Genomic DNA, 18,385 nt, shown 5'->3' on the forward strand with positions numbered 1-18,385 from the left:
CGGTCAGACCGGACGCTTACGTTACAAAAAGGATAATTGGCAGACAAATGAGCCTACTGCTTTAGGCATTACAGAGGTGCGTACAGGGCGCTTTGGGCTTGCGGTGGGTGGGTGCTAGGGCACGCCCCCGGCACGGCCTGCTCTAGGCCTCTCTGGCGGGCATATACTGGCGTACCACCCATTACGGTTTTTTCACCTTGGCCTTGCGTAAGGCCGTGGTATCTATCCACAATGGCTATCTCACAGAAATCAATAAAGATTCTATGGTCAGCGTCAGGAGGACGTTGCGCGTTTCCGGGTTGCTGGGAACGTCTGTGCTACCATGAGGCCGAGGACGCCGCGCCATTCACGCTCGGGGAGATGGCGCATATCTGCGGAGACAAGCCGGGGGCAAATCGGCACGATGCCAGCCAAACGGACGCTGAGCGAGACGCCTATCAGAACCTGATCTTGCTTTGCCCAACGCACCACGCGCTGATCGACCGCAAAGAGAACGAGGCGGAATACACAGTCGATACCTTGCACAAGATGAAGGCCAGCCATGAAGCGCGCGTTCTTGCGCGCTTGGAAAAAGAGCCCATGACGACGAAAGTGGAAATTGCCCGTGCACTCCTCCCCCTGCTGGAAGAAAACAGGCAATCCTGGGCGCAATATGGTCCGAGCTCCGAGCTTGCTCTGTCGCAGCCCCACAATGAGGCGGCATATGCCGTTTGGGTGTCAGAACGGCTCTCAGTGATCGTGCCCAACAACCGCAGGATGGCAGCTGAACTAGAAGCTCATCGGGGCATGTTCGAAAAGGGCGAACTGGCGACGATAACGACCTTCCTGATGCATGTGCGCAGCTATGAGCAATGGGTGCAGGATGTGATTCCCTATGAAGCGGTGAAGCGCTTCCCCGTGGATTTTGATGATTTGATTAGAGGGCTTGCCGATGGCAGCGCGTAGCGAAAATTTCCCATGGCCAAGCCATTACGGTCATTACAAGTACTTCGAATCCCAGATGAACAAGCATGGCAAAGTGGCCTCCCTGACGGCACAGGGCGACGGGCTCTATGAATTAACCCGCGAGCAGGGGGATACCCTGCGCGTCTTCATCTGCGAGTGCTATGCATTTGGCGTAGCGGAACATATGGAGACGGTCGAGAACCTTGGTGATGTCGATGTCGTGATCATAAACTCCGCGTGGTGCGGATACTCGCCAGATGCTAAGTTACATTGCCGTCAGTCAAGTGTCGGGCTGTTCACAATAGGGGAATTCATGGGCGCTCTGCACCGCGATGACTACTGGCGATATCTGACGGATAAAGAAAAAGAATACTTCAGGAAACAAGGCTGGCTGTGATGCACAGTGTTACAGTGTACGGCTTCGGTTCAGCCTTCGCCACAACAGACTCTGCGAAGAAAGTCGCAAACGATGTTGATTTGCTAATCGTGCACCAAAACACCGGTCACGCGTCCTGCAAGTTGGCGATCGACTGTAAACGGCTACTCGTCGAGAACATTTCCCATGCTCACGTCACCATGCTCTCGGAAGGCGAGGAAGCTCTTCTTCTGTTTATCAAAACCGCCAATGCGACCCCGATAGGAACCGTTCGCGCAGACCTGTTCCATAGTGATCTCGAACTCTTGTGTAAGGACCTAGCCCTCATCGTTGGGAGTGAGAAAGTTCGCAGAAATGACGCTTTGGAAAGCATTGGAGAGGCACAAAGCTCGAAGCGCCCTGATGCGGGCATCTATTCCTTGGGCAGCACGCCGAATTAACCCCAACCTTAAAGTGGCCAAGGTTCAGGTAAGTTCTCTTTAAGTGATTGTTTTATTTCGAGGAATGGTGCCGCTGAAGGGACTCGAACCCCCGACCCCATCATTACGAATGACGTGCTCTACCAGCTGAGCTACAGCGGCATTCCTCTGTCGCACGGCCCTACTATGGCCCTACTAGTTACGTTGCGCCGCCTGTAAGCGACTGGTTTTGAACGCCATTTGCGAGCGGACCCGCTACTTACGAAGGACCTGCTCTACCAGCTGAGCTATTGAGGCGGACCGCCCGTGCGTTTAAACGCAACGAACGGCCCGATCAAGCGTCTTTCGCCTAGAATGCAGCGAGAATCCTGTCATCGCAGGGCAGGTCACAGTTATTCGCGCATCCCCGAACGTCGGCAGCAGACTGCCTCACCCAGGCTAACAGGTCAGCGGTCCCGGACGGCGTCCTTGTTGCAGCAGGGCGGGGCAACGGGAGAACATTCTTCGTTCGTAGCGTGTGGTTCGGTCCAAGTTTCAGGAAATGCGACCGGCTGGCTTTCGCGGGCGCACCCAACCCATTTACCGTTCCTGGAATTTATCATGCGGCACAGCTGCTTGTCGGTTGCGGTGGTCCGCGCTGGCCGTGCCGATGCCGGCGATCTGCCCATGCTCTGGTTTCTCGGGCGGGGCGCGTTTGCGGCAGATGCCGGACTGCATCGAAGAAGCGCCGGTGTTCCGGGCCGGAACGCCGGTCACCGGAGCGTGGCTGCGCTGTAGAGAGCGGCGATCGCGGCCGATGCGATGCGTGTCCGCCGGTCATCCGACCGGCTGGTCAGCATGATCGGCACCTGCGCGCCCAGCACGATCCCGGCGCCTTCGGCTCCGGCCAGATGCACCAATTGCTTGGCGATCATGTTGCCCGCCTCGAGATCCGGCGCCATCAGGATATCGGCCTGACCGGCTACTGGGGACTTGATCGCCTTGCTTGCAACAGCGCGCATCGAGATTGCGTTGTCAAAGGCAAGCGGTCCATCCAGCAGGCCGCCGGTGATCTGGCCACGGTCCGCCATCTTGCACAGCGCCCCGGCCTCGACTGTGGATTGCAGGCGCGGCGTGATCGTTTCGACCGCCGACAGCAAGGCCACCCTGGGCAAGGCGATTCCGATGGCGCGGGCCAGATCGATGGCATTCTGCAGGATATCGGCCTTGCTCTGCAGATCGGGTGCGATGTTGATCGCGCAATCGGTGATCAGCAGCGGCTTGGCATAGGTGGGCACGTCCATGACATAAACATGGCTCATCCGGCGTTCGCTGCGCAGCCCGGTCGTCTTTGTGACCACCGCAGACATCACCTCGTCGGTGTGCAGGGCACCTTTCATCAATGCCCGCGCGCGGCCTTCGCGCACCAGTTGAACCGCCCTTTCGGCAGACGCGTGGCTGTGCGGGGTATCGATCAGTGCCACACCGTCAAGGTCCAGCGCGGTGGCGTCCGCCAAAGCCCGGATACGGCCCTCGGGGCCGACCAGGATAGGCTTGGTCAGTCCGAGATCCCGGGCGGCCAGCGCCGCTTCGAGCGAAACTTCGTCGCAAGGATGCACGACGGCCGTTGGCAGGGCCGGTAGGGCCCTGGCGTCCGACAACAGCCGGTCATGCGCGGCGCCTCGCTGGTGCATCACCAGATCCGGCATCACAATCCTGGGACGGCGGATTTTCCGATCCGGGGCAAGGACAACGGCCTGACCGGTGATCACCGGCTGGCCATCCGCGTTCGTGCACAGGCAATCCAGGGTCAGGCGCCTTTTTTCGCGGTGCTTCTCGGTGACGGTGACGCGCACGGTCACCGTGTCGCCGACACCGACGGGTTTCAGGAACTTCAGCGATTGATCCAGATAGATTGTGCCGGGGCCGGGCAATTGCGTGCCCAGCACGTTGGATATCAGGGCGCCCCCCCACATCCCGTGGGCGATGATCTTGTGAAAGACGTCATCCTCGGCAAATTCCTGATCCACATGCGCGGGATTCACATCGCCCGAAACGATGGCGAAGGCGTCGATATCGCGTGCCGTCAGGGTGCGCACCAGTTCCGCATGGTCGCCCGGTTCGATTTCGTCGAAAGGCCGGTTCTCGATATAACCCAGGCCGACATCGCGATCAGACGACATGGTGGCCTCCGTCGATATAGGCCGTGTTGCCGCTGACCGAGCGGGCAAATTCGGACACCAGATAGGCCGCCATGGCACCTACTTCTTCGATGGTCGTCAGGCGATGCAGGGGCGCGCGTTTCCTGGCATCTTCGATCAATTCGTCAAAATGGTCGATTCCGGAAGCCGCGCGGGTTTCCAGAGGACCGGGCGACATCGCGTTGACGCGGATGTTCTTGGGGCCCAGTTCGACCGACAGGTACCGTGCCGTCGATTCCAGAGCGGCCTTGACCGGCCCCATGATATTATAGTGGTCCACCACCTTTTCGGCGCCGTGATAAGAAACCGTCAGCACCGTGCCCCCGCCGGCCATCAAGGGTTCGGCCTGCTTGACCAGCCGGATCAGGGAATGCACCGAAATGTCCATCGCGATGCCGAACCCATCGCGGGTACAATCCACAACGCGTCCGTGCAGATCGTCGCGCGGGCAATAGGCAATCGAATGGATCAGAAAGTCCAGCCGCCCCCAATGTGCGCGGATCCTTTCGAAAACCGCTTCGGTCTGCGCCGCATCGGTCACGTCCAGGGGCAGGAACAGCTCGGCCTGGGCGGCCTTGGCGACGGGCTCGACAAAGCGTCGGGATTTTTCGGACTGATAGGTCAGCGCGATTTCGGCACCAGAGGCCCGGCAGGCGCGCGCGCAGCCGGCGGCGATCGAGTGTTCGTTTGACACACCGACGATCAGCCCCCGCTTGCCGGTCAGAAAATCAGATTTGGGCAGCATGTTTACACCATCCTCACATAGGTTCCGGGGGCAGCGTCCAGCGCGGCGGCGATCGGTGGCGGGGCCGCTTTCGGGCCGGACAATCCGGCCAGCCAGTCCGTCCAGCCGGTCCACCAACTGCCATCCTGCAACGTGGCGGCGTCCAGCCAGTCCTCGGGCGACAAGGCTCTGTCCCGATCGCGCGTCGTGTGCATGCGGAAATGCCGGTGCCTGTGGCCGGGTTCGCTGACCACCCCGGCATTGTGCCCGCCATTGGTCAGCACAAAGGTTACCTCTGCGTGTCCCATGGCGTGAATCTTGAAGACCGATTTCCACGGCGCGATATGATCGCTTTCGGTGCCCACTCCGAAAACCGGAATACGGATATCGCGCAGTGACACCTCATGCCCGCCCGCGCGATACCGACCTGCAGCCAGATCGTTGTTCAGGAACATGTGGCGCAGATATTCCGAATGCATGCGCGCGGGCATCCGTGTGGTGTCCGCATTCCAGGCCATCAGATCGTTCATCGGAGCGTCCTTGTCGCCCAGCAGATAGGTGCGGATCATGCGCGACCAGATCAGGTCGTTGGACCGCAGGACCTGAAACGCACTCATCATCTGGCTGGCATCCAGATAGCCCTGAGCCGCCATCACGTCCTCGAGAAACGATACCTGGCTTTCATTGATGAACAGGGTCAGCTCTCCGGCCTCGCTGAAATCGGTCTGCGCGGCCAACAGGGTCATGCTGCGCAAGCGGTCATCCCCGTCGCGCGCCATGCTGGCCGCCGCGATCGACATCAGTGTTCCCCCCAGACAATATCCGACCGAATGCACCCGGTCGGCGTCTGTCATCTGGCAAATATGGTCCAGCGCCGCCATCGGTCCCTGTTGCAGGTAGTCTTCCATGCCAAGATCCGCATCCTCGGCGCCCGGATTGCGCCAGGAGATCATGAAAACCGTGAACCCCTGCTGTGTCAGGTAACGCACCATCGAATTCTCGGGACCGAGATCCAGAATATAGTATTTCATGATCCAGGCCGGCACGATCAGGATCGGCTCTGGATGCACGGTTTCGGTGCAGGGCTCGTACTGGATCAGTTCCATCAGGTGGTTTCGATGCACGACCTTGCCCGGCGTCACCGCCAGATCCTGCCCCACCACCCGGGCCGGACGCTTCTTTTCGCCGCTGAGGGCGGTCTGCCATTCGCGCATCATTGCGGTGCCGCCCTGAATCAGATTGGCACCGCGGTGTTCCAGCGTGCGCGCGATCGCTTCGGGGTTGGTCGCCAGAAAATTCGATGGCGCAAACGCATCCAGTGCCTGGCGCATGATAAAACTCATCGCCTTGTCGTGGCACGGGCTGAGGCCGGGCACATCGGTCGTCGCATGATCCAGAAAATCCTCGGCCAGCAGGTGTGCCTGCGCGATCGCCGCGAACGGGGCGGCCGACCAGGCCCGGTGCGCGAAACGCCGGTCGTTTTCCTGCGGTGCGATCGGGCGTTCGGCTTCGTCTGTCGGGCATCCCCTGGCGACAAATTGCGCCCAGTTCAGCCAGTTTTCCTGTGCCCTGACCGCCAGCGATGCCTGCTTGTCCGGCGCAGCCGCCAGGTGCATCGCCCAATCGTTTATCATGCTCAGCGTCGCAATCGGCGAGGTGCCCCGGGTCAGCTGGGCCAGCGTCTTTCGCAAGGTCCGGTCGCCCGGGCGAGGCCCGGCGGGGGGACGGGTCCGATCTTCCGCCTGCATGTCAGTGTAGTCTTTCATCCTGAATCCATCGGTTGAGTGCGTTGGCCCCTGCCTAACCCGCTGATGTGACAGTCGCGTTACTCTGACGCCGGCTGTTTTCGACCGCCCGGCCCCTGTTGTCCTGGCAATTTTCGGGCTCGGGCAGTTCCGGCTTTTCCTTGCGGCCGCCCTTGGGCTAGCGTGGCGCCATGACCATGCCCCCCCGATTCATCCATCTGCGCGTTCACACCGAATACTCCCTGCTGGAAGGGGCCGTGCGGCTGAAAAAGCTGCCAGGACTCTGCCGTGCCAATGACATGCCGGCGGTGGCGGTCACCGATACCAACAACATGTTCGCGGCGCTGGAATTTTCGGTCGCCGCCAGCGGTGCCGGGATACAGCCGATTCTCGGCTGTCAGGTCGATCTGTCCTATGTCGCGTCGCAGCCCGGCGAAAAACCCAAACCGCCTGCGCCGCTGGTGCTGCTGGCACAGTCCGAGGCCGGGTACGAGAACCTGATGAAGCTGAATTCCTGCCTTTATATCGGCAAGGATGGCCAGCTGCCGCAGGTGACGCTGGCGGAACTGGAAATGCACAATGCCGGGCTGATCTGCCTGACCGGGGGGCCTGACGGCCCGTTGGGGCGGCTATTGCAGGCGGGCCAGCGTCCGGCGGCCGAGTCCTTGCTGCAGCAACTTGCGACGGCCTTTCGCGACCGGCTGTATGTCGAGTTGCAGCGCCATCCCGGCGAGAACGGCCAGCCCGAGGCCGAACGGCTGAGCGAGCGGGGCCACGTGGAAATGGCCTATGCGATGGACCTGCCGCTGGTGGCGACCAACGATGTCTATTTCCCGACCACCGACATGTACGAGGCGCACGACGCGCTGATCTGCATCAGCGAAGGCGCCTATGTCGATCAGCAGGATGCGCGCCGCCGTCTGACCGCTCAGCATTATTTCAAGAGCCCGCAGGAAATGGCGACGCTGTTCGCGGATCTGCCCGAAGCGATCGAGAATACGGTCGAGATTGCCCGCCGCTGCGCGTTCATGGCGTATAAACGGGCGCCGATCCTGCCGAAATTCGCCGATGACGAGGTGGTCGAACTGCGCCGGCAGGCAGAGCAGGGGCTGAAGGACCGGCTGGCGGTCATTCCCCATGCCGCATCCGTTGAAGACTATGAAAAGCGGCTGGACTTCGAGCTGGGCATCATCGAGGGTATGGGATTTCCCGGCTATTTCCTGATCGTGGCCGATTTCATCAAATGGGCCAAGGATCACGACATTCCGGTCGGGCCGGGGCGGGGGTCTGGCGCGGGCAGCCTGGTGGCCTATGCGCTGACCATCACCGACCTAGACCCGCTGCGCTACAGTCTGCTGTTCGAACGGTTTCTCAATCCCGAACGGGTGTCGATGCCCGATTTCGACATCGATTTCTGCATGGATCGCCGCGAAGAGGTGATCCGCTATGTGCAGGAGAAATATGGCCGCGACAAGGTCGGGCAGATCATCACCTTTGGCGCGCTGTTGTCCAAGGCGGCGGTGCGCGACATCGGGCGCGTGTTGCAGATGCCCTATGGCCAGGTCGACCGGTTGTCCAAGATGATCCCGGTCGAGGGGGTGAAACCGGTCAGCATCGAAAAGGCGCTGGCAGACGAGCCGCGCCTGCGCGAAGAGGCGAAGTCCGAAGAGGTGGTGGACCGTCTCTTGACCTATGGCCAGCAGGTCGAGGGGCTGCTCAGGAATGCCAGCACCCATGCCGCCGGGGTGGTGATCGGCGACAGGCCTCTGGACGCGCTGGTGCCGCTCTATCAGGATCCGCGATCCGACATGCCGGCGACGCAGTTCAACATGAAATGGGTGGAACAGGCGGGGCTGGTCAAATTCGACTTTCTCGGCCTCAAGACGCTGACGGTGATCCAGAACGCGGTCGACCAGATCACGGCGTCGGGCCGGCATCTGCACATCGCGGCGGATGGTACCGAGCTGTTTGAACCGCCCGAGGGGCTGTTGGACGATATCGGCACCATCCCGTTGGATGACGAGGCCAGCTACAAGCTCTATGCCGCCGCCAAGACCGTCGCCGTGTTCCAGGTGGAATCCAGCGGCATGATGGATGCGCTCAAGCGCATGAAGCCCACCTGCATCGAGGATATCGTCGCCCTGGTGGCGCTGTACCGTCCCGGCCCGATGGAGAACATTCCGACCTATTGCGAGGTCAAGAACGGGCTGAAGGAACGTGAAAGCGTCCACCCGCTGATCGACCATATCCTGGAAGAGACCCAAGGGATCATCGTCTATCAGGAACAGGTGATGCAGATCGCCCAGGTGATGGCCGGCTACAGCCTGGGCGGGGCCGACCTGTTGCGCCGCGCCATGGGCAAGAAGATCGCCGAGGAAATGGCCAAGGAACGCCCGAAATTCGAAAAGGGCGCGATGGAAAACGGCGTCGACAAGAAAAAGGCCAGCGAGGTTTTCGACCTCTTGGAAAAATTCGCCAATTACGGTTTCAACAAATCGCACGCGGCGGCCTATGCGGTGGTCAGTTATCAGACCGCCTGGCTCAAGGCCAATCACCCGGTCGAATTCATGGCCGGGGTGATGAATTGCGACATCCACCTGACCGACAAGCTGGCGATCTATTTCGAAGAGGTGCGCAAGGGGCTGGACCTGCCCTGGGTACCGCCCTGCGTCAACCGCAGCGATGCGACGTTCAAGGTCGTGGACGGCGCGCTGGTCTATGCCCTGGGCGCGCTCAAGAATGTCGGCGTCGAGGCCATGCGCCTGATCACCGACGGCCGTCAGACCGAAGGGGCCGACAAACCCTTTGCCACCCTTTTTGACCTGGCGCGCCGGGTCGATCTGAAACGCGTCGGCAAGCGCCCGATGGAAATGCTGGCGCGCGCCGGGGCCTTTGATCAGCTCGATCCCAACCGGCGCCGGGTGTTTGACAGTCTGGATGCGCTGGTGGCCTATTCGGCGGCCGTGCACGAGCAGAAGAACTCGAACCAGGTGTCGCTGTTCGGCGAGGCCGGCGACGATCTGCCGGAACCGCGCCTGTCGCCCGCCAATGACTGGCTGCCCACTGAACGGCTGGCCGAGGAATTCAAGGCCGTCGGGTTCTATCTGTCCGGGCATCCGCTGGACGACTATGCGGCGTTCCTGAAACGCAAGGGCGTGATGACCCTGGACGAGGTGCGCACCAAGGCCGAGGACGGACCGCTGATTGCCAAGCTGGCCGGGGTCGTGGCCGGGCGGCAGGAACGGAAATCGGCGCGCGGCAACCGTTTTGCCTTTGCCCAATTGTCGGATTCCACCGGGGCCTACGAGGTCACGCTTTTCTCCGAAACATTGGAAAAGTCGCGCGACTTTCTGGATGCCGGCTCAAAGGTGGTGGTGACTGTCGAGGCGACGCTGGAAAGCGACCAGCTCAAGCTGCTGGGCCGCTCGGTGGCCGAGATCGACGTCGCCATTGCCGATATCGGGTCCAGCGGGCTGCGCGTGTTCATCAAGGATGCTACGACGGTCGAGACCGTGGCCAATGTGCTTGAAGCCGCCCAACAAGCGGCGCGCAATGCCGGGCGCGGCCCGGTGCAGTTCTGCCTGATGGATCCGGACCTGCCCGGCGAGGTGGACATGGATCTGGGGCAGGACTATGCGATCAACCCCCAGATCAAGGGCGCGATCAAGAGCCTGGAAGGCGTGTGGTCGGTCGAGGATATGTAGGGGCGTGGGCCGGCGCCGTTTCCGGCCCCGACATGCCCCTAGTAATGCGGCGGACGCTCGTCGCCCAATACCACCCCGCCGCCGCCATCGCTCTCGCGCTGGGCTTCGCGCATCATCAGCATCTGCACCCGGCGGCTCAGGATTTCCAGTTCGCGCTGTTGGGCAACGACCACGTCGCTCAGATCGTCCACGCAACGGATCAGGTGGGCCAGTCGTTCTTCCAGATGTTGCATTTTTCGATCCTCCGATTCTCATCGCCTCTTACAGGCCGCCAGCGCCAAGGCCAAGCTGGCACGACCTGCGCATGCCCGGCCCGCCTTGCCCCTCTGCGGCCCTTGGGCTAGACCGCGCGACAACCGGACTGCCCAAGGACGCCTGACATGGCCAAGACCAAGAAACAGCCCCGCCCTAAGGCCGAAACGCCCAAGGGGTTTCGTGACTATTTCGGTGCCGAGGTCGGACAGCGGTCCCGGATGCTGGCCGAGATCGCCGAGGTCTATCACCGCTATGGCTTTGACGCGCTGGAATCCTCGGCCGTCGAGACGGTCGAGGCGCTGGGCAAGTTCCTGCCCGATGTCGACCGTCCCAACGAAGGCGTCTTTGCCTGGCAAGAGGACGACAAGGACTGGCTGGCGCTGCGTTATGACCTGACCGCGCCGCTGGCCCGGGTCTATGCCCAGCACAGAAACGACCTGCCGACGCCTTACCGCCGCTATGCGATGGGTCCGGTCTGGCGCAACGAGAAACCGGGTCCCGGAAGGTATCGCCAGTTCTATCAATGCGATGCCGACACGGTGGGCAGCGCGTCCATGGCCGCCGATGCCGAGATCTGCGCCATGCTGAGCGATACGCTAGAGGCCGTCGGCATCGATCGCGGCGATTACATCGTGCGGATCAACAACCGCAAGGTGTTGAACGGGGTGATGGAGGTCGCGGGCATTCTCGACCCCGCCGACCCCGAGAAATTCGCCCATGAACGCGGCATCGTTCTGCGCGCCATCGACAAGCTGGACCGGCTGGGGCCGGACGGGGTGCGCGCGCTGCTGGGCGAGGGGCGCAAGGATGAGAGCGGAGATTTCACCAAGGGCGCCGGGCTAAGCGATGACCAAGCAGGTACGTTGATGCTGTTTGTCAACGCCAAATCAGATATCAAATCGAAGCTGTTTGCAAAGAGTGAAGCAAGTGGTGAACCTTTCGAGGATGAGTACGATCACTCCGGTGATAATGCTGCTAGTTCCTTTGATCCGGTTTGGGGTAAGGTATTTGGCCCCGACGATGCTGGGTACCAACGAAATGCCTATACGGTTTCTTATCTGGGAGAAATCGTTGGTCTATCAGATCAAGGCAGGGAGGGTGTCGCCGAACTGGAACAGATCGCCGACTTGCTGACCGCCCAGGGCTATGGCCCCGACCGCATCGTCATCGACCCCTCGGTGGTGCGCGGTCTCGGCTATTACACCGGGCCGGTCTACGAGGCGGAACTGACCTTTGACATTCTGGATGACAAGGGCCGCAAGCGGCAGTTCGGCAGCGTTGCCGGCGGCGGGCGCTATGACGATCTGGTGAAACGCTTTACCGGGCAGGCGGTGCCGGCCACCGGCATTTCCATCGGCGTGGACCGGCTGTTGGCGGCGCTGCGCGAAAAGGGCCGGATCACCGCAGTCGATCATGGCCCCGTTGTGGTCACCGTGATGGATCGCGACCGCATGGCCGACTATCAGGCGATGGTGGCCGAATTGCGCAAGGCCGGCATCCGCGCCGAGGTCTATCTGGGCAACCCGAAGAATTTCGGCAACCAGTTGAAATATGCGGACCGGCGCAACAGCCCGGTCGCGATCATCGAAGGCGGTGACGAAGAGGAAAAAGGCATCGTGCAGGTCAAGGACCTGATCCTGGGCGCGCAGATCGCCGAAAACGCGACGCTGGAGGAGTGGAAGGAACGGCCCAGCCAGTTCGAAGTGCGGCGCGCGCATCTGGTGGCGAAGGTCAGAGAGATTCTGGCCAGCCACGGGATCGGGCAGGGCTGATGCCGACACGTTCAGAAACCCTGGCCCAGGCGGCGCGGTTGCGGGCGCGGTTCGAGGCCGCCGGGGCGCAGCCGATCGAAACCCCGATCCTGCAGCCTGCCGAAACCCTGCTGGATCTCTATGGCGAGGACATCCGCGCCCGGGCCTATGTGACCAGCGACGCGTTGCGCGGCGAACAGATGCTGCGTCCGGATTTCACCGTTCCGGTGGTGCAGATGCATATGGACAACGGCGCCGAGCCGGCCCGCTATACCTATGCGGGCGAGGTGTTCCGGCGCCAGGAACACGATCCGGACCGGGCCAGCGAGTTCATCCAGGTCGGCTATGAGGTTTTCGACCGCGCCAACCCGGCGGCGGCGGATGCCGAGGTGTTCGGCCTGATGACACAGGCATTGCAGGGGCTGAACCTGCGCGCCGCCACCGGCGATATCGGTATACTGATGGCGGCGGTCATGGGCCTGCGCACGACGGCACGGCGCAAGGCGGCCCTGATGCGCCATATCTGGCGGCCGCGCCGGTTCCGCGCCCTGCTGGACCGGTTTGCCGGGCGCAGCCCGGTGCCGCCGAGCCGGGCCGCTCTGCTGGCCGATGCCGACCCCATGGCGGGGTCTGCGACGGTCATCGGACGGCGCAGCCGATCCGAAGTGTCCGATCGTATCGCGGCGTTGCGCGAGGACGCGCGCACGGAACCGGTTTCGGCCACCGAGATCGCCGCGCTGGACGAATTGCTGGCGGTGCGTGAAACCGCGCCCAACGCGCTGGCGCATCTGCGGGACGTCGCCGTCGATCTGCCCGCCATCACGCCGGCGCTCTATCTGCTCGAGGCGCGGCTGGAGGCGCTGGCGGCGCGCGGTGTCGATGTGGACAGCCTGGATTTCGAGGCCAGCTATGGCCGGACCTCGATGGAGTATTACGACGGGTTCGTGTTCGGGTTCTACGCCGAACGCCGCCCCGATCTGCCGCCGATTGCCAGCGGCGGGCGCTATGATGCCCTGACCCGGCAATTGGGGCAGGGCACCGAGATTCCCGCCGTGGGCGGGGTGCTGCGACCGGGGCTGATGCTGGAACTGACCGAGGGCAAGTCATGACCGTCAAGCTGGGGGTACCGTCCAAGGGGCGGCTGATGGACAAGACGTTCCAGTGGTTCGAAAAACGCGGCATCGGGCTGGCCCGAACCGGGTCGGATCGGGAATATGCCGGCGCCGTGACCGGTATCGAGGGGGTCGATCTAGTGCTGCTGTCGGCGGGGGAAATCCCGCGCGAGCTGGCCGCCGGGCGCATCCATCTGGGCGTCACCGGCACCGATCTGGTGCAGGAGAAACTGCCGCTGTGGCAACAGCAGGTCGAAGAGATCGAGCCGCTGGGTTTCGGCCAGGCCGACCTGATCCTGGCGGTGCCGCAATGCTGGGTCGATGTGGACACGCTGGACGATCTGGACGCGGCGGCGGCGGCCTTTCGCGCCACGCATGGACACCGGCTGCGGATCGCGACGAAATATCACCGCTTGGTGCGCGATTTCCTGCGCGATGCCGGGGTCGCCGATTATCAGCTGGTCGACAGTCAGGGCGCCACAGAGGGCACGGTGATGAACGAGACCGCCGAGATGATCGCCGACATCACCTCGACCGGCGAGACCCTGCGCGCCAACCATCTGAAAATGCTGGCCGACGGGCTGATCCTGCGCAGCCAGGCGACGCTGTGGCGCAGCCGCCGCGCGGCAATGACGCCAACCGAAAGCCTGACGCTGACCCAGCTGCTCGACCGTCTGGGCTGAATGTCAGCCGCCGTCGGCCCAGCGCAGCCAGATCTCGGGCGAGGCGCGGAACACGTTCAGATCCACCGGCCCGTTCACGCCGGGCACGATGCCGGTGCCGGTATATTGCCAGAATGTCCAGAAGGCGCCGGGATAGACCTGTCGCGGGTGCCCGGCCACCGAGCGCAGCCAGAATTCGGTGTTCTTGAGCCGTCCTATGTCGGTTTCGCGAAAGAAATCCACTGTCGTGTACAGGACCGGGCGGCGGCCATAATGCGCCTGCAGGATGCTCAGGAACCGTTCGGCCTCGGCCCGCACCTTGGCCCCGTCCGGGCGCAGCCGGCAGGTCGGCGAATGCGGGTTCCACTCCATGTCCAGCACATGCGGCAGCGCGTCGGCGACGCGCGGCACGTTGCGGATGAACCAGCGCGCCTGTTCCTCGGCCGGGCGGCAGAAATAGTAGTAGTGATAGGCACCGCGCCGCACCCCGGCGCGCCGCGCCCCGCGCCAGTGATCCCGAAACATCGGGTCTAGAAAATCGCCGCCCTCGGTGGCCTTGACATAGGCAAAGCTGACGCCGGCGTTTCGGGCCCGCCGCCAGTCGATGTCGCCCTGATAGCGCGCCACGTCGATGCCATGGATCGGGTAGGAGCCGGGCGCGCGTCCCTTCCACGGGTGCGGGTCGGAATCGCCAAATTTCGGATAAGTGACCAGGCTGGACGTCGCTGCGGTTGTCCGAGCCGGCGCTGCTGCCCGTTTGTCTGGAGTGGGGGCCGGCGCCCCGCAGGCGGCAATCAGGCCCGCCGCCAGAATGCTTCCAACCCATATCCGTCGCATCCGCAATCTCCGACCATGGTCGGCCGGAACCGCCCGACCATGGCACAAGTCATTCCGCGTTGCGGCGGTCAAATCAACTCCTTGACAGTCGGTTTTGACAGAAATCGTCGGCGCATTTGAACCGGTTGCCCGGACCCCTCGGCCCCTTTGCGGGTCCGGTTCAAGCGCGGGTCGTCGGTGGCAGGTCAGATCACACCAATTTCGGCCAGCGCCCGGTTCAGTTCCATGGGCAGCGTGTCTTCGTCCCGACGGTCCACGGGCAGGTCCGGTGGAGCATCCGCGACCGGCAGATATCGCCACCCCTGAAACGGACGTTTCTGCGCTGATTGGGTCCGGTGCAGCTGTGGCTGCAGCACGATGGCGCAGCGGCGTATGCCGTCCTCGCCGATCACCTCGTCCAGCCGCAGGATGCGCTGGCGGCATTGCACCAGCCCCTTGATCACCCAATAGATCGAGCCGCCGTTCAGCAGCTCGGTCTGGCGTTTCGGCCACATCCGGGTCACGTGGCGCGGCAACCCGTCCTCGCCCCGCGCGCGGCGGGTTTGCTGCCACAGCGCCAGGCTGTCGACGGATTCGCTGCCGACGGACAGTTTGATCAGATTGATGGTCTTATCCACAGACTCGCCCCCAAGCCACGCCGCATATGGTAGTGGAATTACGTCGGGCTTCAAGTTATTGTGGCTGCCTGCCACTTTGAGGATTCGGATCATGAGCCGTTTTGCCGCCCCCATCGCCGAACAGATCTGGGATATGAAATATCGGTTCAAGGATGCCGAAGGCGCCGCGATCGACCAGAGCGTCGAGGACACCTGGCGGCGCATCGCGCGCGATCTGGCCAAGGTCGAACAGGACCCCGATCTGTGGGAAGACCGGTTTTTCGCGGCGCTGGAGGATTTCAAATACCTGCCCGCCGGACGCATCACGGCGGGCGCGGGCACAGCGCGGCAGGTGACCCTGTTCAACTGTTTCGTGATGGGCACGATTCCCGACAGTATGGGCGGCATTTTCGAGATGCTGAAAGAGGCCGCGCTGACCATGCAGCAAGGCGGCGGCATCGGCTATGATTTCAGCACGATCCGGCCCAAGGGCGCGGATGTGAAAGGCGTGGCGGCGGACGCTTCGGGGCCCTTGTCGTTCATGGATGTCTGGGACGCCATGTGCCGCACCATCATGTCGGCGGGCAGCCGGCGCGGCGCGATGATGGCGACAATGCGCTGCGATCACCCGGATATCGAGGAATTCATCGCGGCGAAATCGGATTCGGCGCGGCTGCGCATGTTCAACCTGTCGGTTCTGGTGACCGATGAATTCATGCGGGCGGTCAAGACGGATGCGCCCTGGGACCTGCAATTTGGCGGCAAGGTCTATCACACCGTACCGGCGCGCGATCTGTGGAACCGCATGATGCGGGCGACCTATGATTACGCCGAACCCGGGGTGATCTTTATCGACCGGATCAACGCCGCAAATAACTTGGGCTATTGCGAAACCATAGCCGCCACCAACCCCTGTGGCGAACAGCCCCTGCCGCCCTATGGCGCCTGTCTGCTGGGGTCGATCAACCTGGCGCGGCTGGTGGCCGAACCGTTCGAAGAAGGCGCGCATCTGGACCAGCAGGCGCTGGAAGAGTTGGTCGCCACGGCAGTGCGGATGATGGACAATGTTGTGGATGCCAGCAAGTTTCCCTTGCCCGAACAGGCCGAGGAGGCCCGCAACAAGCGCCGGATCGGGCTGGGTGTGACCGGGCTGGCCGATGCGCTGCTGATGCTGGGGCTGCGCTATGGGTCCGAGGAGGCGGCGCGTCAAACCTCGCGCTGGTTGCACGCGATCGCCCGCGCCGCGTACCTGGCGTCGGTGCAATTGGCGCGGGAGAAGGGCGCCTTTCCGCTGTTCGATGCCGAGGCCTATCTGCAGTCGGGCACGATGCAGCGTATGGATGCGGATGTGCGCGAGGCGATCCGCGAACACGGTATCCGCAACGCCCTGCTGACCAGCATCGCGCCGACCGGCACGATCAGCCTGTATGCCGGCAATGTCAGTTCCGGGATCGAGCCGGTCTTTGCCTATGCCTATACCCGCAAGGTGTTGCAGAAGGATGGCAGCCGGACCGAGGAAGAGGTTGTGGACTATGCGGTGCAGATGTGGCGCGACAAGTTCGGCGATGCGGAATTGCCGGCCCATTTCGTCAATGCCCAGACGCTGACCCCGGCCGAACATGTGCGGATGCAGGCGGCAGCGCAGGAATGGGTGGATTCATCGATCTCCAAGACCATAAACTGTCCCGAGGATATCGGTTTCGACGCGTTCAAGGACGTCTACATGCAGGCCTGGGATACGGGCTGCAAGGGGTGCACCACCTATCGGCCGAACGATGTGACGGGGAGTGTTTTGAGTGTTTCAGATGATACGTCCGTTTCAGGCGCACGAATTAGGGAAGCCAGAGAACGGAAATCTTATTCCCAAGAAGAACTGGCCGATAAGGCGAACGTATCGCAGGCACACATCTCCAGAATTGAGAATGGTAACTCTGCATCACTGGAACTCGTGAAACGGATTGCAGAAGCGCTCTCCGTAGAGCCGTCGTGGCTTATTTTGGGAAACGCCGAGACGTCCCCAGAAATTGTCGCCCGCAACGACGCCGAACCCCAGACCCCCCACGGTGACGTGATCTACATGTCCGATCCTCTCGACCGGCCCTCGGAACTGGAGGGTAGTACCTACAAGGTGAAGTGGCCCGACAGTGAGCATGCGCTTTACATCACCATCAACGACATCGTCATCAATGGGCGCCGTCGTCCGTTCGAGGTTTTCATCAACTCCAAGAACATGGAGCATTTCGCCTGGACGGTGGCCCTGACCCGGATGATCAGCGCGGTGTTCCGGCGCGGCGGCGATGTCAGTTTTGTGGTCGAGGAACTGAAAGCCGTGTTCGATCCGCGCGGTGGGGCCTGGGTGCAGGGCAAGTACATCCCCTCGATCCTGGCGGCGATCGGCGGTGTGATCGAGCGCCACATGATCGCCATCGGGTTTCTCGAAGGCGAAGGCATGGGCTTGAAATCGGACCCGCAGGCGCAAGTGGTAAATATGGACAGTCCGCGCGGTCGCGCTTGCCCCAGCTGCGGCCAGTACGAGATGCGCATGATCGAAGGTTGCATGACCTGCGTTAGCTGTGGCCATTCAAAATGCTCTTAGGGTCAGGATGTGTCGTTGTGGATTGTGGCGTTTCATCCGACATGACCTAAACGTTTCAATAGGTCATTTTGGCCGGTGATATGAGAGAACGGCGTCGGATTTCTTCCGGGGCTGTTCGCAAGTCTGACAGGGACAAACGATTGAGATTTCGCTGGGCTGAAGACATTATCAGGCGTTGATACGATGAGTGGAAAAGCTGAAGTTCGCTGCGGGTGTTAACCGCAATTGCCTTTTCAACACAGAAGGTAAACTTCTTGATGGACGAAAAAGAACGAAAAGAATCTGACGTCGTTCTTTTGAAAGACATGCAGACCACCGCCGCACGCATGCGTGAGTTTATAGTGGCAATGCCTCCGCACGATCTACTTGGCTACCTCTACGCTCAGCACACGCTGAAAATGATGACCGACAAAAGGATTACCGACGAGAAACAGCCAGGAGCCGACGGCCCAGAAGACCTGACCTGAGCCCCGACTTCCCTCC

The 18,385-nt window shown here is 62.1% G+C and carries 15 protein-coding genes and 1 tRNA gene; 9 read left to right on the plus strand and 7 right to left on the minus strand.

Going from position 1 to position 18,385, the window contains the following annotated elements; translation table 11 throughout:
- The first annotated feature begins 231 nt into the window (after positions 1–231).
- Genes ACFMPD_RS16540 through ACFMPD_RS16550 form a run of 3 tightly spaced genes read left to right on the plus strand, consistent with a single transcriptional unit; the run spans position 232 to position 1,761 of the window.
- On the plus strand, positions 232–945 hold the full coding sequence (locus ACFMPD_RS16540; RefSeq protein WP_380996835.1) for an HNH endonuclease: 714 nt from the start codon (positions 232–234) through the stop codon (positions 943–945).
- Positions 932–1,342, plus strand: a complete 411-nt coding sequence (locus ACFMPD_RS16545) for a hypothetical protein (RefSeq protein WP_380996838.1) — start codon at positions 932–934, stop codon at positions 1,340–1,342. Before ACFMPD_RS16540 ends, ACFMPD_RS16545 begins: the two co-directional genes overlap by 14 nt.
- A complete protein-coding gene (locus ACFMPD_RS16550; RefSeq protein ID WP_380996841.1) occupies positions 1,342–1,761 on the plus strand; it encodes a hypothetical protein in 420 nt (139 codons plus the stop codon). Before ACFMPD_RS16545 ends, ACFMPD_RS16550 begins: the two co-directional genes overlap by 1 nt.
- Before the next feature lie 65 nt (positions 1,762–1,826).
- Here the strand turns inward: ACFMPD_RS16550 and ACFMPD_RS16555 are convergent.
- The 4 genes from ACFMPD_RS16555 to ACFMPD_RS16570 all read right to left on the minus strand — a co-directional run bounded on the left by ACFMPD_RS16555 (position 1,827) and on the right by ACFMPD_RS16570 (position 6,410).
- Positions 1,827–1,902 (minus strand) — tRNA-Thr (locus tag ACFMPD_RS16555).
- A gap of 590 nt (positions 1,903–2,492) precedes the next feature.
- The gene (locus ACFMPD_RS16560) at positions 2,493–3,902 is read right to left on the minus strand and encodes a bifunctional enoyl-CoA hydratase/phosphate acetyltransferase (protein ID WP_380996843.1); all 1,410 of its coding nucleotides are present in this window, start codon (positions 3,900–3,902) and stop codon (positions 2,493–2,495) included.
- Positions 3,892–4,665 (minus strand): enoyl-ACP reductase FabI, encoded by a 774-nt coding sequence (gene fabI / locus ACFMPD_RS16565; RefSeq protein WP_380996846.1) that lies wholly within the window; start codon positions 4,663–4,665, stop codon positions 3,892–3,894. Before fabI ends, ACFMPD_RS16560 begins: the two co-directional genes overlap by 11 nt.
- A gap of 2 nt (positions 4,666–4,667) precedes the next feature.
- Positions 4,668–6,410: a PHA/PHB synthase family protein gene (locus tag ACFMPD_RS16570; protein ID WP_380996847.1), complete on the minus strand. Its 1,743-nt coding sequence runs from the start codon at positions 6,408–6,410 to the stop codon at positions 4,668–4,670.
- 170 nt (positions 6,411–6,580) lie between these two features.
- Between ACFMPD_RS16570 and dnaE the strand changes: the two genes are divergently transcribed.
- Complete coding sequence (gene dnaE, locus ACFMPD_RS16575; protein WP_380996849.1) at positions 6,581–10,093, plus strand: DNA polymerase III subunit alpha; 3,513 nt, start codon at positions 6,581–6,583, stop codon at positions 10,091–10,093.
- A gap of 38 nt (positions 10,094–10,131) precedes the next feature.
- On the opposite strand, the gene ACFMPD_RS16580 is transcribed toward dnaE, so the two are convergent.
- A complete protein-coding gene (locus tag ACFMPD_RS16580; RefSeq protein ID WP_380996852.1) occupies positions 10,132–10,326 on the minus strand; it encodes a SlyX family protein in 195 nt (64 codons plus the stop codon).
- Positions 10,327–10,473: 147 nt separating this feature from the next.
- Between ACFMPD_RS16580 and ACFMPD_RS16585 the strand changes: the two genes are divergently transcribed.
- Genes ACFMPD_RS16585 through hisG form a run of 3 tightly spaced genes read left to right on the plus strand, consistent with a single transcriptional unit; the run spans position 10,474 to position 13,894 of the window.
- Positions 10,474–12,120, plus strand: a complete 1,647-nt coding sequence (locus ACFMPD_RS16585) for a histidine--tRNA ligase (protein WP_380996854.1) — start codon at positions 10,474–10,476, stop codon at positions 12,118–12,120.
- Entirely contained in the window at positions 12,120–13,208 is a 1,089-nt protein-coding gene (locus ACFMPD_RS16590; protein WP_380996857.1) for an ATP phosphoribosyltransferase regulatory subunit, read from the plus strand. Before ACFMPD_RS16585 ends, ACFMPD_RS16590 begins: the two co-directional genes overlap by 1 nt.
- The gene (gene hisG / locus ACFMPD_RS16595; RefSeq protein ID WP_380996860.1) at positions 13,205–13,894 is read left to right on the plus strand and encodes an ATP phosphoribosyltransferase; all 690 of its coding nucleotides are present in this window, start codon (positions 13,205–13,207) and stop codon (positions 13,892–13,894) included. Before ACFMPD_RS16590 ends, hisG begins: the two co-directional genes overlap by 4 nt.
- Positions 13,895–13,897: 3 nt before the next feature.
- Here the strand turns inward: hisG and ACFMPD_RS16600 are convergent, their stop codons facing one another.
- Positions 13,898–14,710, minus strand: a complete 813-nt coding sequence (locus ACFMPD_RS16600) for a glycoside hydrolase family 25 protein (protein WP_380996863.1) — start codon at positions 14,708–14,710, stop codon at positions 13,898–13,900.
- Between the two features lie 185 nt (positions 14,711–14,895).
- On the minus strand, positions 14,896–15,327 hold the full coding sequence (locus ACFMPD_RS16605) for a DUF1489 family protein (RefSeq protein WP_380996866.1): 432 nt from the start codon (positions 15,325–15,327) through the stop codon (positions 14,896–14,898).
- A gap of 91 nt (positions 15,328–15,418) precedes the next feature.
- On the opposite strand from ACFMPD_RS16605, the gene ACFMPD_RS16610 reads away from it, so the two are divergent.
- Positions 15,419–17,902 (plus strand): adenosylcobalamin-dependent ribonucleoside-diphosphate reductase, encoded by a 2,484-nt coding sequence (locus ACFMPD_RS16610; protein ID WP_380996868.1) that lies wholly within the window; start codon positions 15,419–15,421, stop codon positions 17,900–17,902.
- Positions 17,903–18,159: 257 nt separating this feature from the next.
- Positions 18,160–18,369, plus strand: a complete 210-nt coding sequence (locus tag ACFMPD_RS16615; protein ID WP_380996871.1) for a hypothetical protein — start codon at positions 18,160–18,162, stop codon at positions 18,367–18,369.
- Positions 18,370–18,385 lie beyond the last annotated feature (16 nt).

It is taken from the genome of Sedimentitalea sediminis, from assembly GCF_042687825.1.
Classification (GTDB): Bacteria; Pseudomonadota; Alphaproteobacteria; order Rhodobacterales; family Rhodobacteraceae; genus Sedimentitalea.